18 protein-coding genes and 1 tRNA gene are annotated in these 23,947 nt (G+C 63.7%); 13 read left to right on the top strand and 6 right to left on the bottom strand.

The features are described 5' to 3' along the window. Positions 1 to 5 precede the first annotated feature (5 nt). The 3 genes from ACTS1X_RS04410 to ACTS1X_RS04400 all read left to right on the top strand — a co-directional run bounded on the left by ACTS1X_RS04410 (position 6) and on the right by ACTS1X_RS04400 (position 1,782). Positions 6 to 82 (top strand) — tRNA-Met (locus ACTS1X_RS04410). A 94-nt stretch (positions 83 to 176) separates the two neighbouring features. Continuing rightward, positions 177 to 1,127, top strand: a complete 951-nt coding sequence (trhO, locus tag ACTS1X_RS04405; protein WP_442613166.1) for an oxygen-dependent tRNA uridine(34) hydroxylase TrhO — start codon at positions 177 to 179, stop codon at positions 1,125 to 1,127. Next, the gene (locus tag ACTS1X_RS04400) at positions 1,120 to 1,782 is read left to right on the top strand and encodes a glutathione S-transferase (RefSeq protein WP_442613165.1); all 663 of its coding nucleotides are present in this window, start codon (positions 1,120 to 1,122) and stop codon (positions 1,780 to 1,782) included. The genes trhO and ACTS1X_RS04400 overlap by 8 nt, the downstream gene beginning before the upstream one ends. Positions 1,783 to 1,817: 35 nt before the next feature. Here ACTS1X_RS04400 and ACTS1X_RS04395 read toward each other — a convergent pair whose 3' ends face one another. Beyond that, entirely contained in the window at positions 1,818 to 2,495 is a 678-nt protein-coding gene (locus ACTS1X_RS04395) for a PilZ domain-containing protein (RefSeq protein WP_442613164.1), read from the bottom strand. Between the two features lie 268 nt (positions 2,496 to 2,763). On the opposite strand from ACTS1X_RS04395, the gene ACTS1X_RS04390 reads away from it, so the two are divergent. The 5 genes from ACTS1X_RS04390 (at position 2,764) to ACTS1X_RS04370 (ending at position 9,598) form a co-directional block, all read left to right on the top strand. Continuing rightward, the gene (locus ACTS1X_RS04390) at positions 2,764 to 3,945 is read left to right on the top strand and encodes a CaiB/BaiF CoA transferase family protein (protein ID WP_442613163.1); all 1,182 of its coding nucleotides are present in this window, start codon (positions 2,764 to 2,766) and stop codon (positions 3,943 to 3,945) included. Next, positions 3,942 to 4,568 (top strand): maleylacetoacetate isomerase, encoded by a 627-nt coding sequence (maiA, locus tag ACTS1X_RS04385; protein WP_442613162.1) that lies wholly within the window; start codon positions 3,942 to 3,944, stop codon positions 4,566 to 4,568. The genes ACTS1X_RS04390 and maiA overlap by 4 nt, the downstream gene beginning before the upstream one ends. Before the next feature lie 34 nt (positions 4,569 to 4,602). Beyond that, positions 4,603 to 6,657, top strand: coding sequence for a TonB-dependent receptor (locus ACTS1X_RS04380; protein WP_442613161.1), 2,055 nt, complete (start codon positions 4,603 to 4,605; stop codon positions 6,655 to 6,657). Positions 6,658 to 6,741: 84 nt separating this feature from the next. Continuing rightward, a complete protein-coding gene (locus ACTS1X_RS04375; protein WP_442613160.1) occupies positions 6,742 to 8,280 on the top strand; it encodes an acyl-CoA synthetase in 1,539 nt (512 codons plus the stop codon). Positions 8,281 to 8,293: 13 nt separating this feature from the next. Next, entirely contained in the window at positions 8,294 to 9,598 is a 1,305-nt protein-coding gene (locus ACTS1X_RS04370) for a cytochrome P450 (protein WP_442613159.1), read from the top strand. 57 nt (positions 9,599 to 9,655) lie between these two features. Here the strand turns inward: ACTS1X_RS04370 and ACTS1X_RS04365 are convergent, their stop codons facing one another. Both ACTS1X_RS04365 and ACTS1X_RS04360 read right to left on the bottom strand, forming a co-directional pair. Next, the gene (locus tag ACTS1X_RS04365) at positions 9,656 to 10,441 is read right to left on the bottom strand and encodes an SDR family NAD(P)-dependent oxidoreductase (RefSeq protein ID WP_442613158.1); all 786 of its coding nucleotides are present in this window, start codon (positions 10,439 to 10,441) and stop codon (positions 9,656 to 9,658) included. Between the two features lie 100 nt (positions 10,442 to 10,541). Further along, the gene (locus ACTS1X_RS04360) at positions 10,542 to 11,714 is read right to left on the bottom strand and encodes an acetyl-CoA C-acetyltransferase (protein WP_442613167.1); all 1,173 of its coding nucleotides are present in this window, start codon (positions 11,712 to 11,714) and stop codon (positions 10,542 to 10,544) included. A 163-nt stretch (positions 11,715 to 11,877) separates the two neighbouring features. Here ACTS1X_RS04360 and ACTS1X_RS04355 point away from each other — a divergent pair, with 163 nt between their 5' ends. The 4 genes from ACTS1X_RS04355 (at position 11,878) to ACTS1X_RS04340 (ending at position 19,293) form a co-directional block, all read left to right on the top strand. Then, positions 11,878 to 13,020: an acyl-CoA dehydrogenase family protein gene (locus ACTS1X_RS04355; RefSeq protein WP_442613157.1), complete on the top strand. Its 1,143-nt coding sequence runs from the start codon at positions 11,878 to 11,880 to the stop codon at positions 13,018 to 13,020. Between the two features lie 2 nt (positions 13,021 to 13,022). After that, positions 13,023 to 14,627 carry a choline dehydrogenase gene (locus tag ACTS1X_RS04350; RefSeq protein WP_442613156.1) on the top strand — a complete coding sequence of 535 codons (1,605 nt, stop codon included), beginning with the start codon at positions 13,023 to 13,025 and terminating at the stop codon, positions 14,625 to 14,627. A 311-nt stretch (positions 14,628 to 14,938) separates the two neighbouring features. Next, positions 14,939 to 17,983 (top strand): TonB-dependent receptor, encoded by a 3,045-nt coding sequence (locus tag ACTS1X_RS04345; RefSeq protein WP_442613155.1) that lies wholly within the window; start codon positions 14,939 to 14,941, stop codon positions 17,981 to 17,983. Positions 17,984 to 18,120: 137 nt separating this feature from the next. Beyond that, positions 18,121 to 19,293 (top strand): saccharopine dehydrogenase family protein, encoded by a 1,173-nt coding sequence (locus ACTS1X_RS04340; RefSeq protein WP_442613154.1) that lies wholly within the window; start codon positions 18,121 to 18,123, stop codon positions 19,291 to 19,293. A gap of 7 nt (positions 19,294 to 19,300) precedes the next feature. On the opposite strand, the gene ACTS1X_RS04335 is transcribed toward ACTS1X_RS04340, so the two are convergent. Both ACTS1X_RS04335 and ACTS1X_RS04330 read right to left on the bottom strand, forming a co-directional pair. Then, positions 19,301 to 20,395, bottom strand: a complete 1,095-nt coding sequence (locus tag ACTS1X_RS04335) for a CaiB/BaiF CoA transferase family protein (RefSeq protein WP_442613153.1) — start codon at positions 20,393 to 20,395, stop codon at positions 19,301 to 19,303. A 30-nt stretch (positions 20,396 to 20,425) separates the two neighbouring features. Beyond that, positions 20,426 to 21,655: an NAD(P)/FAD-dependent oxidoreductase gene (locus ACTS1X_RS04330; protein WP_442613152.1), complete on the bottom strand. Its 1,230-nt coding sequence runs from the start codon at positions 21,653 to 21,655 to the stop codon at positions 20,426 to 20,428. Positions 21,656 to 21,787: 132 nt separating this feature from the next. Here ACTS1X_RS04330 and ACTS1X_RS04325 point away from each other — a divergent pair, with 132 nt between their 5' ends. Continuing rightward, positions 21,788 to 22,933 (top strand): NAD(P)H-dependent flavin oxidoreductase, encoded by a 1,146-nt coding sequence (locus tag ACTS1X_RS04325; RefSeq protein ID WP_442613151.1) that lies wholly within the window; start codon positions 21,788 to 21,790, stop codon positions 22,931 to 22,933. On the opposite strand, the gene ACTS1X_RS04320 is transcribed toward ACTS1X_RS04325, so the two are convergent. After that, positions 22,930 to 23,676: a PilZ domain-containing protein gene (locus ACTS1X_RS04320; protein WP_442613150.1), complete on the bottom strand. Its 747-nt coding sequence runs from the start codon at positions 23,674 to 23,676 to the stop codon at positions 22,930 to 22,932. The two genes, ACTS1X_RS04325 and ACTS1X_RS04320, sit on opposite strands and share 4 nt — an antisense overlap. Positions 23,677 to 23,947 lie beyond the last annotated feature (271 nt).

Below are 23,947 nucleotides of genomic sequence, written 5' to 3'. Positions count from 1 at the left end.
GTTGGCGCGGGGTGGAGCAGCCCGGTAGCTCGTCAGGCTCATAACCTGAAGGTCGTTGGTTCAAATCCAACCCCCGCAACCAACTTTTCAACCGCCGTTTCCGGCGGTTTTTTTATGCGCTATCGGGCCGGTGGAAGCGCCGGCGCGGAACGGCTATGGCGGTGATCGGGCAGGATATGTCGACAGCACAATCAGATATACGGATCGCCGCGCTCTATCGCTTCACGCCGTTCGAGGATCTCGAGGCGCTGCGCGATGCGCTGTCGGCAGCGTGCCGCGCCGCCGGGGTCAAGGGCACGCTGTTGCTGGCGCCGGAAGGCATCAACGGCACGATCGCCGGTACCGACAACGCCATCGAGGCGATACTCGCGCAGATCCGCTCGTTGCCCGGCTGTGCGGATCTCGAGGTCAAGTTCGCGCGTGCGGCCGAAATGCCCTTCCATCGGATGAAGGTGCGGATCAAGCGCGAGATCGTGACGATGGGCGAGCCCGATATCGATCCCGCGCGCGACGTCGGCGATTATGTGGCGCCCGAAGACTGGAATGCGTTGATCTCCGATCCCGATACGATCCTGATCGATACGCGCAACGATTACGAGGTGGCGGCCGGCACGTTCGAGAATGCAATCGATCCGAAAACCCCGAGCTTTCGGGATTTTCCGGCCTGGTTCCGGGAAAATCGGAAGGCGCTGCTGAAGGGCAGGGACAATCCGCGGGTCGCGATGTTCTGCACGGGCGGGATCCGCTGCGAAAAGGCGACGGCCCTGCTCAAGGCCGAAGGGCTGGAAGACGTTTTCCACCTGAAGGGCGGGATTCTCAAATATCTCGAAACCGTCGATCCGGCGGACAGCCGCTGGAGGGGGGAGTGTTTCGTGTTCGACGAGCGGGTCACGGTAACCCACGGGCTCGAACGCGGCAGCCATGTGCTGTGCCGGGCTTGCCGGATGCCGGTCAGCGAGGCGGATCGAACCTCGCCATTCTACGTCGAAGGAATTCGCTGTCCGGCCTGCCACGACACGAGAACCGAGGCGCAGCGGCGCGGCTATGCCGAACGCCAGCGTCAGAGCGAGCTGGCCGCGGCCCGGGGCGAAACGCATGTCGGCGCTGAATTGCCGGGCCATGACTGACCTGCCGATCCTCTACAGCTTTCGCCGCTGCCCCTATGCGATGCGGGCGCGCATGGCGCTGATCGTGGCGGAACAGGACTGTATCCTCCGTGAAGTCCTGCTGCGCGACAAGCCGGACGAGATGATCGCCGCGTCGCCCAAGGCGACCGTCCCGGTACTCGGGCTGCCCGACGGCAAGGTGATCGACGAAAGCCTCGATATCATGCGCTGGGGGCTGAGGAGGAACGACCCCGAGAACTGGCTCGGGGCGGCGGACGGCGCCGCCGCGGACGATCTGATTGCGGCCAATGACGGGCCTTTCAAACATCATCTCGACCGGTACAAATATGCGACGCGGCACGATACCGATCCGCTCGCGCATCGGAGCGCCGGCGCCGCCATGTTGGAGCAGCTCGACCGGCACTTGGCGACCCGGTCGAACCTTTTGCGCGACCAGCGGTCTTTCGTCGATATCGCTCTGTTTCCGTTCGTGCGGCAGTTCGCGGCGACGGACCGAGACTGGTTCGACGCTCAATCCTGGCCGAACCTTCGGGCCTGGCTGGACCGCCATCTGGAGTCGGCTCTGTTCAAGGCGGCGATGGTGCGGCTACCGCAATGGCAGCCCGGCGATGCCGAACGGCGGTTGCTCGACGACAGGAAGGCGGTCGCCGGCTAGTCGGGCGAGCGCTTCGCGGCGTCTCCCGTTCCCGCTCAGTGACCGGACGCGAGGTCGCCCGCGCCCGGTGCTGCCACATCTCCGGTCTGGATGCCCTGCTGCGCGGCCCAATAGGCGACTTGCTCGAGCGGCATCACGCGATTGAACGATATGCCGGCATATTGTCCGCCAACCCAGCGGACGACGCTCGCCCGGACAGGGAGTCCCTCGATTTCGACGACGACATCGAGGCCGGGCTCGAGAAACATGCCGGCCTCCACTTTGACGCCGCCCTGCGAGATGTCGAAGACCTGCAGCTTTTCGCGGACATCGCCGATCATGACTCGGGCCATGCTGTCGATACTGAGGCGCGGCGCCCGCGGGGCCATGCGACCGGCATGCGGCGCGAGTACCTCGTGGACGTCGATATGCTCTTCAAACTCGATCCCAGCGCGCCCATCCTGCACCCAGCGCACGGTGCCCTGGACGATCGCCCCGGCCTTGAATTCGATCCGCACCGGCGTATCCGTTTCGATTGGGGCGAAAATTTCAGCCATGACGCCGCGGGAGGAGATATTCCGGATAAGGCACAGTTCCTGCAGCGTGTCCGTCATGATCTTGCCAGCCTGCAAAACGCTCATATAGCGCTGTCCCGAGCGACGGTCCGTCGACTGCGGCGGCGTTTTCGAAAGCGAGATCGTCGTGAACTCGGTGTGGCCCGTTTCGCCCAGCATTGTGCATCCCCTGATGAATTCTCCTGCGCAATAAACAAGTCTATAGCGAAAAAGTTCCAATAAATCTCCTTTTTATTTGCAATTTCTTGTCTTTAGTTAACGAGTATTAATAGTAATTAACAATTTGTTACAAGACGTTTATTTTTCGTAAATAAAGGCCGCGCCACCTCTCCTGCAACGTGAAGCGCCGATCCCGCGCCGATCCGCCCTTTTTTGACCATGGCGGATTGTTTGCCGCTCGGATATGCAGGCTGGAGAGGAGTTGCCTATGAACGATCCCAAGCTGCTCGAGGGCATCCGCATCGTCGACATGACGAGCGTGATTTTCGGTCCTTATGCGACTCAGACGCTGGCGGATTGCGGTGCCGATGTCGTCAAGGTCGAGTCGCCGACCGGCGATCAGTTCCGCTCCGCGGGAAAGCCGGCCAACAATCGCGGTATGGGCGCCTGCCACATGACGCTGAACCGCGGCAAGCGGTCGATCGTGCTGGACCTGAAGGACGATGAAGACCGGGCGGTCATGCGCGATCTGCTCGCCACCGCCGACGTCTTCATCCACAATGTCCGGGCCCGGGCGATCTCCAAGCTGGGTTTCGATTATGAGGCGGTGCAGGAGATGGCGCCCGATATCGTCTATGTTCATTGCACGGGCTTCGGATCCGACGGACCCTATTCGCCGCTCCAGGCCTATGACGATGTGATCCAGGCGGCGAGCGGCATGACGTCGATGCTGCCGCGCGCCGACGACAATCCGGCGCCGCGCTTCGTGCCGGCGGCGATCGCCGACAAGGTGTCGGGGCTCCACGCCGCCTATGCCGTGCTCGCCGCGGTCATCCACCAGATCCGCACCGGCAAGGGCCAGTTCGTCGAAGTGCCGATGTTCGAAAGCTTCACGCATTTCTCGCTCGAGGAGCATCTCTACGGCGCAACGTTCGATCCGCCGGTCGAAAGCATCGTCTACAAACGCCAGGCCGAACCCACCCGCCAGCCCTTTCCGACCGCCGACGGCCATGTCGCGATCGTCCCCTATACCGACGCGGATTGGGGCAAGCTCTTCGCGGTGCTGGGCGAACCCGATTTCGTAGAGCGCGAACCCTATGACACGCCGCTCGGCCGCTTCCGCAACCAGCCGGGCATGTTCACGCGCATCGCCCAACTCACGCCCGTCCGGACCAGCGCGGAATGGACCGAATTGCTCAACGAGGTCCGGATACCCTGCATGCCGTGCCGGGATGTCGCGGACATTTTCGAGGACCCGCACCTCAAGGCCACCGGCTTCTTCAAGCGGCGCGAGCATCCCAGCGAGGGCGGCTATATCGAGATGCAGCCGCCCGTGCGGTTCGGCGCGCGGCCCGATCCCGAACTTGGTTATGCGCCGTTGTTGGACGAGCATGGCGATGAAATCCGCGAGGAGCTTGCCCGGGGCAAGGCGGTGAGGCGCGTCTCGTGATCCGCCTCTACGACTATTATCGCTCCTCGGCGAGCTATCGCGTCCGCATCGCGCTGAACCTGAAAGGGCTCGACTATGAGCGGGTCGCGGTCAACCTGCTCGACAACGGCCAGAAGAGCGACGAGTATCGCGCCCGGAATCCGCAGGGTTTCGTGCCGATGCTGGAAATTGACGGGGCGCAGCTGACCCAGTCCCTGAGCATCGTCAACTATCTCAACTGCGTCTATCCCGATCCGCCGCTGGCTCCGGCCGACCCGGTCGCCGCGGCCCATGTCCGCGCGATGGCGCAGGTCGTGGCGAGCGACATCCATCCGCTCAACAATCTCAGGGTCCTCAACTATGTCACCGATGTCATGGGGCACGACAAGGAAACCCGCGCCCGCTGGTATGCGCATTGGGTGCATGAGGGCTTCGAGGCGCTCGAACAGCTCGCGATCCGCCATGGCGGCGCGTATCTCTCCGGCGATCTGCCTGGGCTCGCCGATCTCTGCCTCGTGCCGCAAATCTACAATGCCCGGCGCTTCGATATTGCGCTCGACGCTTACCCGACATTGGTCGATTACGATGCCAGGGCCAATGCGCTGCCCGCTTTCCAGGCGGCCCATCCAGACCAAATTGACTAGCGCCGCATCCGCTTTCCGTGTTTGAGTATCCCCCATGCGCAGACTGACAGCCCTTCTCCTCGCCGCAACCGCGTCTCCCGCGCTCGCACAGAGCGATCCGATTATCGTGACGGCGCGCGGACTGGAGGATCCGGTCGGCGATGTCGCGTTCAATGTCGTGACGGTCGATGCCGAAGAGCTGGCTCGCGATCCGAGCGGCCGGCTGGAAAACATATTGGGGCAGGTCGCCGGCTTCCAGCTGTTCCGCGTCTCTGATTCGCGGTCCGCCAATCCGACGAGCCAGGGCGCGACGCTGCGTGGGCTCGGCGGCAACGCGTCGAGCCGCGCGCTGCTCATCCTCGATGGCGTCCCGCAAAGCGATCCTTTCGGCGGCTGGATAAGCTGGCCGGCCTATGACGTGCGGAGCCTGGGCCGCGTCCGCGTTACGCGCGGCGGCGGCAGCGGCGTGTTCGGACCGGGCGCGCTGGCCGGCACGATCGAGCTGGAAAGCCTGTCGACCGAGAATTTCCAGCCCGCCCGCGCCAGTCTCGCCTATGGCAGCCGCGACGCGATGGAAATGGGCTTCGGCGTCATGCTGCCGCCCAGCGAAAACGCGCTGCTCGACGTTTCGGCCCATTATGCGCAGGGCGACGGATTCATCCCGGTGGTCAGGTCGCAGCGCGGCCCGATCGACGAGCCGGCCGATTACGAGCAATATGGCGGCGCCTTGCGGTTTGCAGCGCCGATCGGCGCGACCGAAATCCAGGTCGGCGGGCGCTTCTTCCAGGACGAGCGCAACCGCGGCTTTCCCTTCAGCGGCAACCGGACGCGGGGGATCGACGGCAGCGTCCGGCTGATCGGCCGGGGCGACTGGCAGTGGGAGGCGCTGTTCTACTATCAGGACCGATCGTTCCGGAGCAGCTTCGCGCGCGTCGACGCGGCGCGGACGAGCGCCGATCAGGTGCTCGACCAGTTCAGCGTCCCCTCGACCGGTTTCGGCGGGCGCTTCGAGGTTCGGCCTGCGCTTCCCGGCGACGCCGTCGAACTGCGTCTGGGCGGCGATTATCGCGAAACCGAGGGCCGCACCCGCGAGCGCTTCTTCTTCGTCACCGGCGTTCCGACCCGCGAGCGCGAGGCCGGCGGCATGACGCGAACCGTAGGCGGTTTCGCCGAACTCACCGTGCGCGCCGCGCCGGGGGTTACGCTGACCGGCAGCGCGCGGGCCGATCGCTGGTGGATCGAGAACGGCTTTCTCCGCCAGGGCGATCTGGGCGGGCCACTGAACGACCAGACATTGTTCGCCGATCGCGGCGACTGGCGCTTCACCGGGCGCGCGGGGATCGCCTGGCAGCCCGACAATCCGGTCACGATCCGGGCGGCGGGCTATACGGGCTGGCGGCTGCCGACGCTCAACGAACTCTTCCGGCCGTTCCGCGTCGGCAGCGACGTGACCGGAGCCAATGCCGGGCTGCGGCCGGAAAGTCTCGAGGGCGTGGAGGTCGGTTTCGATTATGCGCCGGCGTCGATCCTCGATTTCAGCGGAACGCTTTTCTACAACAGGCTCGAAGACGCGATCGCCAATGTCACGGTCGGCCAGGGTCCGGGCTTCTTTCCCGGCATCGGTTTCGTCCCGCCGGGCGGCCTGGCGCGCCAGCGGCAGAATCTCGACGCGATAGAAGCGGTCGGCATCGAGCTCGATGCGCGGGCGCGCTTTGCCGAATGGAGCATCGCCCTGTCCTATGCCTTTACCGATGCCGAGGTCGAGGCGTCGGGTGCCGCGGTGGCGCTGGACGGCCTGCGGCCGGTCCAGGTGGCGCGGCACAATGGTTCGGCAACGCTCGCTTATACCCGCGAGATGGGCGGCGAAGCGGCGATCACCTTGCGCTACATCGGCGGCCGGTTCGAGGACGATCTCAATCAGCAGCCGCTCGACGACGCCTTCACGGTCGGCGCGCGGGCCCTGATCCCGCTCTATGGGCCGCTCAAGGCGGAATTGCGGGCCGAGAATGTCTTCGGCGCCCGGGTCGAGGCCGGAGTGTCGGGTGCCGGGCTGATCGAACGCGCCACGCCGCAGACTTTCTGGGCCGGTCTGCGGTTCGCCTTTTTCTAAAGCGCATTCGGGGGCGGCGTCCCTCTCGATTTCCGGTTTCCGTTCGCGTAACCCTAGGCGCAAAGAAGAATCGGAGAGGCCCCAATGCATCCCTATATCCACGCGCAATCGAATCCCGACAAACCGGCCGTCATCATGGGGGGCACCGGCGAAACCGTAACCTATGCGGAGCTCGACAAACGCTCCAACCAGATCGCCCATCTGTTTCGCAAGCTCGGCCTCGGCCATGGTGATCCGGTCGCGATCTGCATGGACAACCGGGCGCGCTTTTTCGATATCGCCTGGGCGGCGTTTCGCGCCGGCCAGATTTTCGTGCCGATCTCCTGCCGGCTGACGGCGCCGGAGATCGCCTATATTCTCGAGGATAGCGGCGCCAAGATGCTGATCGCCTCGGATTATCTCGGCGATCATCTCAACGAACTTGCCGATTTCGGTACGCCGCTCGAACGCTTTACCGTGGACGCGCCGCGCGCCGGTTATGCCGGCCTGGACGCTGCGATTGCGGATCTGCCGGAAACGCCGATCGACGATCAGCGCGCCGGCGTCGACATGCTCTACAGCTCGGGAACAACGGGACGGCCCAAGGGGATCCGGCTGCCGCTGCCCGAAGACCCGCGCATCGACCAGGGCAACGCGCTGATCATGCTCGCGAGCGGCGCCTTCGGCTTCGCCCCGGAGAGCATCTACTTGTCGCCCGCGCCGCTCTACCATGCCGCGCCGCTGCGCTGGTGCCTGACGGTTCACAAGATGGGCGGCACCGTCATCGTCATGGAGAAATTCGATCCCGAACATTCGCTCGCGCTGATCGAGAAATACAAGGTCGATGTCAGCCAATGGGTGCCGACCCATTTCGTGCGGATGCTCAAGCTGCCCGAAGAGACGCGCGCGAAATACGACGTCTCGTCGCTCAAATGCGCCGTCCATGCCGCCGCGCCCTGCCCGATCCCGATCAAGGAACGGATGATCGACTGGTGGGGCCCGGTGCTCAAGGAATATTATGCCGGGAGCGAGGGCAACGGCTTCACCTTCATCGATTCCGAAAACTGGCTGACGCACAAGGGGTCGGTCGGCACGGCGCTGCTCGGCACGATCCGGATCTGCGACGAGAATGGCGACGAGGTGCCGCCGCGCACCGAGGGCACGGTCTATTTCGAGGGCGGTTCGTCGTTCGAATATCATAATGACGAGGAAAAGACCGCCGATGCGACCAACAAGCATGGTTGGACGACGCTCGGCGATATCGGCTGGGTGGACGAAGACGGCTTCCTCTACCTCACCGATCGCAAGAGCTTCATGATCATTTCCGGCGGTGTGAACATATATCCGCAGGAGATCGAGAATCTGCTCGTCACGCATGACAAGATCGCCGACGCGGCCGTTATCGGCGCGCCGGACGAGGATATGGGCGAGCGCGTCGTGGCGATCGTCCAGCCGCTCGACATGGCCGATGCGACGCCGGAGTTCGGCGAGGAGCTGATCGCCTGGATGCGGCATCATCTCTCGGGCGTGAAAGTGCCCCGCCAGGTCGATTTCCTCGAAGAGCTGCCGCGCCATCCGACGGGCAAGCTCTACAAGCGGTTGCTGCGCGACGAATATTGGAAAGAGGCGAAGGCCGCGGGCTGAGGGGAGGCGAACGATGGCGACCATGACGGGTGAAGACCTGCCGACGCTGCCGGAGGATATCGCGCGTACGGTGATCGCGCCGGAATCCTATGCCGAATGGGATGGTCTGCTCGATACCTTCGACTGGCTGCGGGAGAATATGCCCGTCGCGCGGATCGTCGCGTCCGATGGCAGTTTCGATCCCTTCTGGCTGATCACGCGCTACGACGACGTCATGCGGATCAGCAAGGACAACAGGACGTTCCTCAACAATCCGCGCCCGGTCGTGCTGTCGACGCGGGACGCGATCGAATTCTCGCTGAAGGTCACCGGCAGCAAGATGCTGGTCGACTCGCTCGTCGTCTTCGATGCCCCGATCCATCCCAAATATCGCCGGCTGACCCAAGACTGGTTCATGCCGAAAAACCTGCGCAAGATCGAGGACGAGATCCGCGCGCTCGCCCGGCACACGGTCGACAGAATGATCGCCAACGGGCCCGAAGGCGATTTCGTCACGCTCGTCTCCGCGCCCTATCCGCTCCACGTCGTCATGCAGATACTCGGCGTGCCCGAAGCGGACGAGCCCCAGATGCTGTTCCTGACCCAGCAGATGTTCGGCGGCCAGGACGAAGACCTGTCGGGCAGCGGCATGAAGGACATGACGCCCGAACAGATCACCCAGATCGTCGCCGGGGCGGTCAAGCAGTTCGAGGACTATTTCGCCAAGCTCGCGGCCGATCGCCGCGCCAACCCGACCGACGATGTTGCGAGCGTGATCGCCAACGCGACGGTGGACGGCGAACCGCTCAACGATCGCGACATGGCCGGTTACTATATCATCGTGGCCTCGGCCGGGCACGATACAACCTCGGCCTCGACTGCCGGAGCGATGCTGGCACTGGCGCAGGATCCCGAGCAGTTCGCAAAGGTGAAGGCCGACCGCAGCCTGTTGCCGGGCATCGTCGAGGAGGCCATCCGCTGGACGACGCCGGTCCAGCATTTCATGCGTACCGCCGCCGAGGACACCGAGGTCGGCGGGCAGAAGATCGCGCAGGGCGATTGGCTGATGATCAACTATGTCGCGGCCAATTACGATCCGGCCCAGTTCGATAACCCGCGCAAATTCGATGCGAGCCGTTCGCCCAACCGGCATCTGGCGTTCGGCGCGGGCGCGCATCAATGCCTGGGCCTGCATCTGGCCCGCCTCGAAATGCGGATAGTGTTCGAAGAGCTGCTCGATCGCATCGAAATGGTCGAGCTGGCCGGCGAACCCAAGCGCGCCAAGTCGACCTTTGTCGGCGGACTGAAGACGCTGCCGCTGCGTTACGTGGCGGGCTGAGGGTGAAAGAAAAGGCGGACCGCAGCCCGCCTTTTCCAGTCGACCTGATCGAACGTCTTATCTCGGGGCCATGCGAATGGCGCCGTCGAGGCGCACATCCTCGCCGTTGAAATAGTCGTTCTCGATCATCGTCAGGGCGAGATGCGCATATTCGTCCGGATTGCCGAGCCGCTTGGGGAACGGCACGGAGGCGGCCAGCGCATCGCGGACCTTTTGCGGCGCGCCCATCAGGAGCGGCGTATCGAAGATGCCGGGCAGGATCGTATTGATCCGGATATTCTCGCTCATCAGGTCGCGCGCGATGGGCAGGGTCATGCCGACGACGCCGGCCTTGGATGCCGAATAGGCGACCTGGCCCATCTGGCCGTCCTCGGCGGCGACCGAGGCCGTGTTGACGATGGCGCCGCGATCGCCGCCTTCGGTCAACGGGTCGAGCGTCATCATGCCGGCCGCCGACTTGGCGATGCAGCGGAAGGTGCCGACCAGGTTGATCTGGATGAGCCAGTTGAAGGCGTCGGCCGGATAATGCTTGATCGAGCCGTCTTCCTTGGAGCGGCTGGCGGTCTTCATCGCCGCGCCGGTGCCCGCGCAGTTGACGAGGATGCGTTCCTGGCCGTTCGCCTCGCGCGCCTTGGCGAAACCGGCGTCGACGCTCTCGTCCTCGGTGACGTTGACCTGGCAGAAGGTGCCGCCGATCTCTTCGGCGACGGCATTGCCCTTTTCTTCCTGCAGGTCGAACAGCGCGACCTTTACGCCCTTGGATGCCAGCAGGCGCGCGGTTGCGGCGCCGAGGCCCGATGCGCCGCCGGTGACGACGGCCGAAATGGAGTCATTGAGTTCCATGATAATCCTCTTGTTCTGGGAGCGCCTTGCGGGCGCGAATTGAAAACGAAAACGCCCGCCTAGGATAGTCCCGAGCGGGCGTTATGGGAAATCGGAGCGGCTAGCTCATCCGCTCGATGATCGTGACATTGGCCTGGCCGCCGCCTTCGCACATCGTCTGCAGGCCGTATTTGCCCTCGCGCTGTTCGAGCGCGTTCAGGAGCGTCGCCATGAGCTTCGTGCCCGATGCGCCGAGCGGATGGCCGAGCGCGATCGCGCCGCCATGGACGTTGATCTTGTCCGCGTCCGCGCCCGTGTGCTTGAGCCAGGCAAGCGGGACCGGGGCGAAGGCTTCGTTGACTTCGTAAAGATCGATGTCACCGATCTCAAGACCGGCGCGCGCGAGCGCCCTGTCGGTCGCGAAGAGCGGTTCCTCGAGCATGATGACCGGGTCGCCCGCGGTGACGGTGACATTGTGGATCCGCGCGCGCGGCGTCAGGCCGTGATCCTTGAGCGCCTGCTCGCTGACGATCAGCACGGCCGACGCCCCGTCGCAGATCTGGCTGGCATTGGCCGCCGTGATGACGCCGCCTTCCTGGATCAGCTTGACCGAGGCGATGCCTTCGAGCGTCGCGTCGTGACGAATGCCTTCGTCCTTCTTGTGGACCTCCTCGCCTTCCGGGGTCTCGACAGTCAGCGGCACGATCTCGTTCTCGAACGCGCCCTCCGCTTCGGCCTTGGAGGCCTTCTGGTGCGATTCGAGCGAATATTGGTCGAGCTGTTCCTTCGACAGGTCGTGCTTCTTCGCGACCATCTCGGCGCCCATGAACTGGCTGAACATGACCTTGGGATAGGCCTCTTCGAGGCGCGGACTCTTATAGTTGCCCATCCCCTCTTTCATGTAGAGCGTCGCGGTCGACCCCATCGGAACGCGCGTCATGCTTTCGATGCCGCTGGCGAGAACGATGTCCTGCGTGCCGCTCATCACCGCCTGCGAGGCGAACTGCATCGCCTGTTGCGAGGATCCGCACTGGCGGTCGATCGAGACGGCGGGGATCGAATCGGGCAGCTTCGAGGCCAGCACGGCGTTGCGGCCGACATCCATCGTCTGCTCGCCGCCCTGCATGACGCAGCCGGTGATGACGTCCTCGATCGCCGCCGGATCGAAATCGTTGCGATCGGCGATGGCGTCGAACACGGCCGCGCCGAGATCGACCGGGTGGACCCCGGCCAGCTTGCCGCCGCGACGTCCGCCGGCGGTTCGCACTGCATCAACTATATAGGCGGCTGCCATCGTCATTCTCCTTGATTTCCGTGAGTCGCGGTATCCCGCATTCGCCGTCCCTTGTGCATTAAGGTTGACGTTCGCGTCAACCTGCATATCACGGAACGCGACTGGCAAATAGATGAGCGATGGATTCTCGCGCGAAACGTCGCCGGGACGAAAGGATATTTCAATGCTGCAGACCGCCAACCGCACCGCCTATGACGAAAGCCACGAACTGTTCCGCGATCAGGTCCGCAAGTTTTTCGACAAGGAGCTGCATCCCAATCTCGACCGCTGGGAAAAGGAAGAGATCGTCGATCGCGATTTCTGGTCGGCCTGCGGCGAGGCCGGCCTGCTGTGCCCGACCATGCCGGAGGAATATGGCGGGCTGGGACTGGACTTCGGCTATAATGCGGTGATCGACGAAGAGCTGGCCTATGCCGGATCTTCGGCGGGCATCACGCTCCAGTCCGACATCACCGCGGACTATTTCCTCGCCTACGGTTCCGAGGAGCAGAAACGGCACTGGATCCCGAAGCTGGTTTCGGGCGAGGCCGTCAGCGCGATCGCGATGACCGAGCCGGGCACCGGATCCGACCTTCAGAGCGTCAAGACGACGGCCAAGAAGGACGGCAATCACTATGTCATCAACGGCTCGAAAACCTATATCACCAACGGCCAGAACGCCGATGTCGTGATCGTCGTCGCCAAGACCGACCCGACCGAGGGCGCCAAGGGCGTATCGCTGATCCTTGTCGAGGCCGATCGCGAAGGCTTTGCCCGCGGCCGCAACCTCGACAAGATCGGGCAGCATTCGGCGGACACGTCCGAACTCTTCTTCAACGATGTCCGGGTGCCGATCACCAACTGTCTCGGCGAAGAGGGGCGGGGCTTCATCTATCTGATGAGCCAGCTGCCGCAGGAGCGGCTCAGCATCGCCATCGGCGCCCAGGCCGGCGCGCAGCGCGCCTTCGACGAAGCGGTGAACTTCACCAAGGACCGCAAGGCGTTCGGCCAGCGCATATTCGATTTCCAGAATACGCGCTTCACGCTCGCCGACCTCGCCGCGCAGCTCCAGGTCGGCTGGGCGCATGTCGACTGGGCGCTGTCGAGACATATGCGTGGCGAACTGACGGCCGACGAGGGCTCGGCCGCCAAGCTCTGGCATACCGAGCTGCAATGGCGCTGCTGCGACGCCGCGTTGCAGCTGCATGGCGGCGCCGGTTACATGAACGAATATCCGATCGCCCGGATGTGGCGCGACGCGCGGGTCCAGCGCATCTATGGCGGCACGTCCGAGATCATGAAGGAAGTGATCGGCCGGAGCATCTGAGCATGGCGACCGAAACCACCGAATTCGATTATGTCATCGTCGGCGCGGGAAGCGCGGGCTGCGTCATGGCCAACCGCCTGTCCGCAAATCCCGGCGTCACTGTCTGCCTGATCGAGGCGGGCAAGGAGGACAAGAGCCTGCTCGTCAAGATGCCGGCCGGAGTCGGCGCGCTGCTCAAAAAACCGAATCCGCAAAACTGGTTCTTCTGGACCGAGCCGCAGAAACATCTGAACAACCGCAAGCTCTACTGGCCGCGCGGCAAGGGTTGGGGCGGATCGTCGAGCATCAACGGCATGATCTATATCCGCGGCCATGCCCGTGATTACGACCAGTGGCGGCAGACAGGCCTGACCGGCTGGGGCTATGACGATGTGCTGCCCTATTTCAAGAAATCCGAACGCTATGACGAGGGCGACGACGCCTATCATGGCCGGGAGGGGCCACTGGGCGTCACCAACAGCCGGATGGAGGACCCCGTTTACGGTCGGTTCGTCGAGGCCGGCGTCGCGGCCGGCTATCCGACGACCGACGATTTCAACGGCGCGCAGCAGGAGGGGCTCGGCCCCTATCAGCGCACGATCGCCGATGGCGAGCGGTTCAGCGCGGCCCGCGCCTATCTCCGTCCGATCGCCGGCAAGCGGGACAATCTAGCGATCCTTTCGACCGGCCAGGTCACCAAGATACTGGTCGAAGGCAAACGCGCGACGGGCGTCGAGGCGGTGTCGGGCAAGGGCCGGGAGAAGCGGATCGTCAAGGCGCGGCGCGAGGTGATCGTCTGCGCGGGTGCGGTCCAGTCACCCCAGTTGCTGATGCTGTCCGGCATCGGCGATCCGGAAGAGCTGCAGGCGCATGGTATCGAAGTCGCGCATGCCTCGTCGCAGGTCGGCAAGAATCTTCAGGACCATCTCGACATCGTCGTCGTTCACGAGATGACGCAGAGGCTGTCCGCCCATTCCAAGCAGGCGGGCCTCAAGAAGCTCGTCGTGGCGATCGACTTCCTCGCCCGGCGCAAGGGGGCCGGCACCGACAATTTCCTGCAGACGGGCGCGTTCCTCAAGTCCCGAGAAGGGCTCGACCGGCCCGACATCCAGCTGCATCTGGTGAACGCGATCATGATCGAGCACGGGTTCCAGGAAGTGAAGAAGGACGGGTTCACCGTCCATGCCTGCCAGCTCAGACCCGAGAGCCGCGGGGAGATCGGCCTCCACTCGGCCGATCCGTTCGCGCCGCCGCGTATCGATCCCAACTATCTCGACAGCGACGAGGACAAGCGCGTGATGCGCCAATCGGTGAAGATGATGCGGGCCATATGCCGCCAGGCCGCGCTCGATCCGCTGCGCGGGCCGGAACTCGTTCCCGGCGACGACATCACGACCGACGACGATATCGACCGTCATATCCGGGAAGCCGCGGAAACCATCTACCATCCGGTCGGTACGGTCCGGATGGGGGCGGATAGCGACTCGCCGCTCGACGGTTCGCTGAAAATGCGCGGGATGGACGGTCTTCGCGTGATCGACGCTTCCGTCATGCCGACATTGATCGGCGGCAATACGAATGCACCGGTGATCATGATCGCCGAAAAGGTCGCCGCAGAGATGGGTTAACGCCAGCTTGACGTAAGGGAAATCGTAAGTTCGGCGGAAAACCCAACTGTTGCAGCCTTGCACATGGCTTCGGATATGCGTTCCCTTAACGTCAATTGCGGTTGACGCAGATTCCGGCGCGGCTTAGCCTCCAAGAAAAATATAATGTCGGAGAAGATGCCCTCGGGGCAAATATTGATGCGGTTGGCGGTCGATTCCGCCATCGTCGAAATGCATCTCCCCAACGGCACATTTTCCGATCATCCGGGATTGGCGAGAGCCGTGCCGCAATAAGGCCGGAAAAACCGGCGAGCAAATGGGGAGAAAATGCCGTGAAAAAGATTGAGTTGTTGATTGCGACTGCGCTCGGTGCGGGGATCGTGACGCCCGCGATGGCGCAGGCCGATGACGATAGCGCGCTTCAGGGCCTGAGTTCGGCCAACGCGCCGATCATCGTTACCGCCCAGCGCCAGGCCCAGACGCTACAGGAAGTGCCGATCGCGGTGTCGGCCTTCGATTCCGAGGCGCTGGAAAGCCAGCAGATCGAAAATGTCAGCGATCTCCAGCTCTCTCTTCCGAACATCACCTTCTCGAAGGGCAACTTCACGGGATCCAGCCTCGCCATTCGCGGCGTGGGCAATCTGTGCGTCGGCTTCTCGTGCGACAGCGCGCTCGGCATTCACATCAACGGCATGCCGGTGCTCGCCACGCGCCTGTTCGAAACCGAATATTTCGATCTCGAACGGATCGAGGTGCTGCGTGGACCCCAGGGAACGCTGTACGGCCGCAACGCGACGAGCGGCGTGTTGAACACGATCACCGCGCGGCCCGACCTTAGCGGCTTTTCCGCCAGGGCCGAGCTGGAATATGGCAATTTCGACGCGTTCCGCGGCGAGGGCATGGTCAACGTTCCGCTGGCGGACTGGGCCGGCTTGCGCGTCGCGGGAACCTACGTCCGGCGCGACGGCTATACGACCAACCTGTTCGACGGTTCCGATATCGACGGACGCGAGCTGTATGCCATCCGTGGTTCGCTGCGGATCGAGCCGACCCCGGACACGACGATCGACATTATCGGCTATTATTTCGAGGAAAACGACAACCGTTCGCGCATCCAGAAACAGCTTTGCGACCGTGACCCCACCGGCGTGCTCGGCTGTCTGCCGACCTCGCTGCAGAACGAGCCCGTCAACGCGAACGCGACCCTGGCGTCGATCTTCGCGTCGGCCGAACTTCTCGGCATCAGCAGCGGCAGCCCGCTGTTCGCAGCGACTGGTCTTACCAGCCTCTACGGGCCCGATCTCTACTCGGGCGTGACCGTTCCGTCCGACGTTCGCACGGTGAATATCGACTTCAACCCGACCTATTTCGCCGACGAGTGGTATGTGATGGCGCAGATCGATCATGATTTCGGTCCGGTCGCCTTGCAGCTCACCGGCGGCTGGCAGGAAACGTCGATCGATACGCGGACCGACTACAACCTGACAGCGGCGCCGGCCTTCGGCGTGCAGCAAAGGACGGCGTTCGCCACACTGGCCGGTATCGCCGCCGATCCGGCGATCGGGCGGTTCTTCGCGCCCGCCGTGAATGCGCTGTTCCCCAACGGGCCGGCCGGCGTGGCGTGTACCTCGGAAGCGAACCTGTCCTATGCGGGCGTTTTCGGCGGAGACGCGTTTGGTTGTGCCAATCAAAGTATCGAGTTCGACCGGTCGACGAGTGATGCCCGGCAATGGTCGATCGAGGCGATTCTCACGTCCGATTTCGACGGCCCGTTCAACTTCCTGCTTGGCGGCATCTATTTCGACCACCGCAATCGCGGCGGCGACTATTTCGTCAATGCGTTCGGCCTCGACTATGCCGGTGGCGTGCTTGGCGGCCTGCAAAGCCTCGGTATCGCGACGGCCGCGGCCGATGCCGCCGCCGCTGCAGTGTTGGCGGGCGGTGGCTCGCTGGCCGATGCGCAGGCTGCGGCCGGTGCGGCTTTCGCGGCCTCGCCGACCCTGTATCTGGGCCCGACCTTCTTCAACTCCGAGACATCCGGATTCACGCTCGAAAGCTATGGCATTTTCGGCGAGGTCTATCTCGATATCACGGACAATCTGCGGCTGACGGTGGGCGGGCGATATTCGAACGACGAAAAGTCAGTTTCGGCGCGCTCGCCGCTGCTCGCGACCTTGGTGCCGTTCGGCACGACCGACGTAGCGAGTGTGATCAGCAATCAGGTCGATGCCGATCCCACCACGGCCGGGCTCCAGCCTTTCCGCGTCGAATCGGCGAGTTTCGACGAGATCACGGGCCGTATCGTACTCGACTGGCAATGGTCTCCGGACAACCTGCTCTATGCCTCCTATTCGCGCGGTTACAAATCGGGCGGCATCAATCCGCCGGTCAACCCGGTCGAGTTCCCGAGCGTCGAAAGCACGTTTGATCCCGAGATCATCAATGCTTTCGAAATCGGCTCGAAGAACACGCTCGCGAACGGGGCGGTGCAGCTCAATGGCGCAATCTTCTATTATGATTACCAGGACCTGCAGCTGAGCCGTATCCTGGCCCGTACCTCGATCAACACCAATACGAGTGCCGAGGTCTGGGGCGTCGAGCTCGAGGCGGTGGTTTCGCCCGATCCGGCGTGGCTGTTCAACTTCACGGCCAGCTATCTCAACACCAGCATCGGCGATCTGCAGCTGATCGATTCGCGGGATCCTTCCGGCGGCCGGAGCGATACCGTGATCCTGAAAAGCTTGGATAACGCTTCGAACTGCGCCGTTATTCCGCAGGCCGCAGGTAACGCGGCCGGCGCGAATGCGTTCGTCAACACGATCAACGGTGCCCTTGGCCTTCAGCCGACCGTGCCGGTTCCGGGCACGAATACGACCGGTGCCTTCGCCTTCTGTTCGGCGCTACAGGCGGCCGCTGCCGGCAATATCGGGCTGTTCAACCCTGCCCTCGCCGCGCTTCAGCCGCTGCTCAACAGCTTCGGGGCGTTTACGGTTGCCGAAGGCGCGGAAGTGGACGTGACGGGTAACGAACTGCCGCAGGCGCCGAACTGGAAGTTCTCGATCGGCGGGCAATACACGCATGAGTTCGACAATGGCATGAATGTTGTGCTCCGGGCCGACTACGCCTTTACCGGCGATCAATGGTCGCGGAGCTTCAACAGCCCGATCGACAATATCCCGTCCTATGATATCGCCAACGCCCAGATCCAACTGAACGGTGCCGATGACCGCTGGTTCGTTCGCGCCTTTGTCCAGAACATCTTCGACAATGATGCGATCACCGGCCAGTATGTGACCGACCCGTCCTCGGGCCTGTTCACGAACATCTTCACCTTGGAACCGCGCCGCTACGGCCTCGCCGCCGGCATCCGCTTCTAGGATCGAAGACTCATGAGAAATCGGGCGCTGCGTTTGACGCGGCGCCCTTTCTCGTGCGTTTGGAACGCCAAATCTGATTGCAACCCGCCCGTCCGTTCGCGGCCCTTTCCGGCGTCGCGCCTTTTTGGAGAATTTTCATGGCAGAGACCCGCGAATTCGAAGTCATCGTTTACGGCGCGACCGGTTATACCGGCCGGCTGGTGGCCGAATATATCTCGCAGAATTATGCGGGGGACCTGCGCTGGGCGATGGCCGGGCGCAGTGCGGACAAGCTGGCCGCGGTGCGGGACGAGATCGGTGCCCCGGCCGATACGCCGCTCGTCGTGGCGGATGCGGACGATCCCCAATCGATCGCCGACATGGTCGCGCGCACCCGATGTGTCGCGACGACCGTCGGCCCCTATCAGCTCTACGGCGAGCCGCTGATCGCGGCCTGCGCCGCCGCGGGGACCGATTATGTCGATCTGTGCGGCGAGCCCGCCTGGATGCGGCAGATGATCGACCGCTATGGCGACCAGGCGAAGGAGAGCGGGGCGCGGATCGTCTTTTCCTGCGGTTTCGATTCCATTCCGTTCGATCTTGGCGTCTGGTTCCTCCAGCAGGCGGCAAAAGAGGAGTTCGGCGAACCGTCAAAGCGGATCAAGGGCCGGGTTCGCGCGATGCAGGGCACCTTTTCCGGCGGCACCGCAGCGAGCCTCAAGGCGACCATGGCGGCCGCGGCCAGGGACCCCGAAGTGGTCAAGCTGCTGCTCAATCCCTTTTCGCTCACGCCGGGCTTTCAGGGTGCCGATCAGCCGCCCGGCAACACGGTCGATTACGAAGCCGATCTCGATAGCTGGGTCGCGCCGTTCATCATGGCCGCGATCAACACGCGCAACGTGCATCGGACGAACTTCCTGCTCGGCCATCCCTATGGCGAGGACTTCGTCTATGACGAAATGGTGCTGACCGGCCCCGGCGACGGCGGCGAAGCGGCGGCGAGGGCGGTGGCCGGCGACAATTCGCTCGGCAGCGACGACGGCCCCAAGCCCGGCGAAGGACCGAGCAAGGAGGAGCGCGAATCGGGCTTCTACGACGTCCTGTTCGTCGCCGAGGGGGAGGACGGGCAACGGGTGACCGTGGGTGTGACCGGCGACAAGGACCCCGGCTATGGTTCGACCTCGAAGATGATCGCCGAAAGCGCGATCTGTCTCGTCCGCGACGTGCCCGATGCCCCGGGCGGGATATTGACGCCCGGCGCGGTCATGGCCGCGCCGTTGATCGAACGGCTGGAGGCCAATGCCGGCCTGACGTTCAAGCGCGAGAGCTAGGGTAGGGCTAGGTCCAGCGGCGGAGCGCGTCCTCGACGGAAATCGCCCCGGTTGCCTCTCCGATGCGGGCCGGCGTCTCCGAAAAGCGGGGCGCGGGCATGGGCTGCATGATGCCGCGATGTTCGGCGAAGGTTTGGCGCGCCACATTGTGCGGATGCCCGGGCGCTTCGGCGATCGAGAGCACGGGCGCGACGCAGGCGTCGCTGCCCTCGAAATGGGCAGCCCATTCGTCGCGCGTCCGGCTCGCGAATTTCGCGGCGAAAGCCTCGGTCATTCTCGGCCAGCCCCGTTTGTCGCCCTGCGGGAAATCCGCCGGCTCGAGGTCGAGTTTGGCGAGCAGCTCAGCGTAGAATTGCGGTTCGATGGCGCCGACGGCCATATGGCCGCCATCCGCCGTTTCGTAGCAGCGATACCAGGGCGTGCCGCCGTCGAGCAGGTTGGCCTCGCGTTCCGCCTTCCACATGCCGCCCGCATGGAAGGCGTAGAACATGCTCATCAGGATCGCCGCCCCGTCGGTCATCGCCGCGTCGACGACCTGGCCCTTGCCGGTCTCCCGTGCGGACAGGATAGCCGCCAACACGCCGGCGATCAGGAACATCGTACCGCCGCCATAGTCGCCGACCAGGTTCAGCGGCGGCGGCGGCGGCGCGTCCTTCCGCCCGATCGAGCCCAGCGCCCCGGTGATCGCGATATAGCCGATATCGTGGCCGGCGCTCTGGGCGAGCGGGCCATCCTGACCCCAGCCCGTCATCCGCCCATAGACGAGTTTGGCGTTGCGGGCATGGCAGTGCTCGGGGCCGAGCCCTAGCCGCTCCATCACGCCCGGACGCTGCCCCTCCAACAGGGCGTCAGCCTCGGCGATAAGGTCCATCGCCTGGTCGCGCTGCGCATCGTCCTTGAGGTTGAGTTCCACAGTCTGTCGTCCGCGTTGCAGGACCGCGTTGCCCGGCACCTCCGCCATGGCGGCGCTTCCCGGACGGCCGATCCGGACGATGTCGGCACCCATATCGGCGAGGATCATGCCCGCGAGCGGTACCGGCCCGATCGCATCGAATTCGACGATCCGGCATCCGGCCAGCGGCCCCGTTTGTGCTGTGCTCAATGCAATGCTCCTTGTTCGATATGCGGAATGCTAGGCGGCGAGTTCCTTGAGCGGAACCGCCGCATCGGCGAGCTTGGCCGGATCCGGCTTGGTCTTGCCGACGATGAGTTTCCGCCCCTGTACATAGTCCTTGGTCGCGTTGACGCAGTCGAGTGCGATCACCCGGCCGTCCTTCAGATAGACCACCGAAAAACTGCGGGTGGCGGGTTCTCCCCGGACGATGGTCGCGTCGTGACCGGTCGAGAGGCCGACCGTCTGGAGCTTCAGATCGTACTGGTTGGACCAGAACCACGGTATCGCGTCGTAGGGGACGGGATGGCCGAGAATCGTCTTGGCTGCGACGGTCGCCTGGTCGTTGGCGTTCTGCACCGACTCGAGCCGGATCGTCGCGCCGTCGGCGAAGGGGTTGGCGTGGGCCGCGCAGTCGCCGATCGCGAAAATGTCCGGCAGGCTCGTCCGGCAGTTCGCGTCGACGAGGACGCCGTTGCCGCCCTCGGCGCCGGCTTCGATCAGCGGTTCGACCGCCGGAATGATCCCGATGCCGACGATCACCATGTCCGCCGGGATGGTTTCGCCGCCCGCCAGTTCGACGCCCGTGGCCCGTCCTTGGTCGCCGGTTATGCCGGCGACCGTGACACCCGTCCGCAGATCGACGCCATGGGCCCGATGCTCGCTTTCATAGAAGTGCGACAGTTCCGGGCCTGCGACCCGCGCCAACACCCTGTCCAGCGCCTCGAGCAGCACGACATGTTTGCCCAGTTTCGTGAGAACGGCGGCCGCTTCCAGGCCGATATAGCCGCCGCCGATGATCACTACGCGCTCGACCGTATCGAGCTTCGCCATCATGGCATCGACATCGGCACGGGTCCGTACCGCGTGGACGCTGGACAGATCGTGACCCGGACAGTTCACCATGCGCGGCGTTCCGCCAGTCGCCCAGATCAGATGGCCATAGGCGAGCGTCTCTCCGTCGGCGAAGGTCAGTTCGTGCCGTTCGGCGTCGACGTCCGTCACCCGCCGACCGAGCATCATCGAGACATCCCGCTCGGCCCAGAACTTCCCGGGCCGGATCATGATCCTTTCGAACGGTTTCTCGCCGGCGAAATATTCCTTGGACAGCGGTGGGCGCTCATACGGATAGTCCGGCTCGTCCCCGATCAGCGCGATCGAACCGTCGAACTTCTGCTGGCGCAGCATGATGGCGGCCTGAGCGCCGCCATGCCCCGCTCCGACGATGGCGATATCAACCCTGTTGTTCATCGGATCAGCCTAGCCGAGTCCGTCGCGGTTTCAACAGATGGAAAATCGCTAGGCCGATTGTTTTCGGCGGCTGACGAACGGCTTGCGCAGTGTCGGCGCTCCGATATGGTGCCCGAAACGGGAGACGCGTGCATGATGAATTCACCGATCTGTTCGATGCTCGATATCGAATTTCCGCTGCTCGCCTTTTCGCATTGCCGCGACGTCGTTGCGGCGGTGTCGAAGGCTGGCGGCATGGGCGTGTTCGGGGCCGTCAACCTCTCGCCGGACCGATTGCGCGAGGAACTGGACTGGATCGACGCGCATGTCGACGGAAAACCCTATGGTGTCGACCTGATCGTGCCCAACAAGTTCGCGGGCAAGGGCGAGAAGCTCGATACCGGCAAGTTGATCGACGCGATCCCGGCGGGTCACAAGGATTTCGCGGCGGGAATCCTGAAGGACCATGATATCGCCACCGGCGATCTCGAGAAGACCCGCGGAATGTCGGCCAACTTCGCCAGAAACTTGCGCGAGGAGGGTGCCGCGACCAGTCTCGAAGCCGCATTCGAATATCCGATCAAGCTCATCGCCAATGCGCTGGGCGTACCGCCGCCGGTGATGCTCGACATGGGGAAAGAGCATGGCGTCCCGGTAGCGGCGCTCGTCGGCGCGCGCGAACATGCGGTCGCGCAGGTCGCGGCGGGGGTCGATATTCTCGTCGTCGCCGGCGGCGAAGCGGGCGGCCATTGCGGCGACGTTTCGACGATGGTTCTGATTCCCGAGGTCGCGCGCGCACTCAAGGAGATCGGCGCCGATACGCCGATCCTCGCCGCGGGCGGCATCACGACCGGCGAACAGATGGCGGCCGCGATGGCGATGGGCGCTGCCGGAGCATGGTGCGGCTCGGTCTGGCTGACGACCGCCGAAGCGGAAACCAATCCGGTGGTGAAGGAGAAGATGCTCGCCGCCACCTCGCGCGACACGGTGCGTTCGCGTTCACGGACCGGCAAGCCGTCGCGCCAGCTTCGGTCGCCATGGACCGATGCCTGGGAAGCCAAGGATGCTCCGGATCCCTTGCCGATGCCGCTCCAGTCGATGGTCAGCGAACCGGCTCTGCGGCAGATCGACAAGCTGAGCCAGGGCGGCCATGAGGGCGCGAAGAAGCTCGCAACCTATTGGGTCGGCCAGGGCGTAGGCCTGATGAACGAGCCCATGTCTTCGGGCCAGGTCGTCCAGCAGTTCAAACAGGATTTCGCCGACGCGTTCGAACGTCTTTCGAATTTTCTCGAGGTCTAACCGCTGTCCGGCTTCTGCGTCAGGGCGTCTATCTGACGGCACAGATCCTGCCAGTCCTCGTCGAGAGCGGCGCCGGCCGGAAGCGGCACCTGGTCGAGACAATAATCCAGCAGGCTGCGCCGCGGATTTTTCCGGCACGCCCATTTCGCTAGCGTCGCGAGCGGAATCTTGTCCTTGAAGTACAAGCCCATATGGCCGGCATTCACCCAGCGCACCACGGCAGAGAGCCGGGCCAGGTTTTCGACATGCAGCGTGACCGTGCTTCCGGGGCGTGCGATGCCATGGCACTCGATCTTGGCGCCCGTCTGCGAGATATCGAGAAGCGGCACCATCGCCATGATGTGTTCGGTCTCGAATCGCGCCACGATGTCGATCTCGAGGCGCGGCGTCCGCGGCAATATGTGGAAGCTCTGCGGCCGGAAGACAGCGTCCGGATCGACCTTGTCGATGAATTCGAACCCGGCCAGGTCATCTTTTGTCCAGGCCACGCGGCCCAGGATTTTCCGGCCGCTGCGGAACTCGATCAACTGTTTGTCGCGTTTTTCGAGCGGAATGAAAGTTCGCGCCATCATGCCGGAGCGCGAGATGTTTTTTACGATGCACAATTGTTGGGAATATTGGCCGACATGACGAGCTTGTTGAAGAACAGTTCGGTGCCTGATTGCATCGCGCCGATCGCCCAGCTGTTGTCGGACAACATCATGCCGGGTGGCGTCGGAAAAATTCTGCCTCTGAACGTTCATTATGTTCTCCCGCTCGTCTGTCTTCGAAGTGCCTGGTCTCCTGCTCGCAATATTCGCGTTCTGTCATGCCCCGGATTGAAGTAACTCTGCATGATTTAACAAATAATGATTTTAGGACCTTAACAAGCCAAGCACCGGCGAAGTATGGCCGTATCCGCTGCGGTCAGAAAGGATCGTTACGTTAATGCAACGGAACATAAATACTTCGACGCTGACGGAAATTCCCAAATTATTGGGACTTTCTAACGCTTGCGACGGTCAATTTCCGCAA

The organism is Parasphingopyxis sp., assembly GCF_052168275.1.
GTDB lineage: Bacteria > Pseudomonadota > Alphaproteobacteria > Sphingomonadales > Sphingomonadaceae > Parasphingopyxis.
Note: the sequence above shows the minus strand (reverse complement) of the source record. Positions and strands in the feature narration are given on the sequence as shown.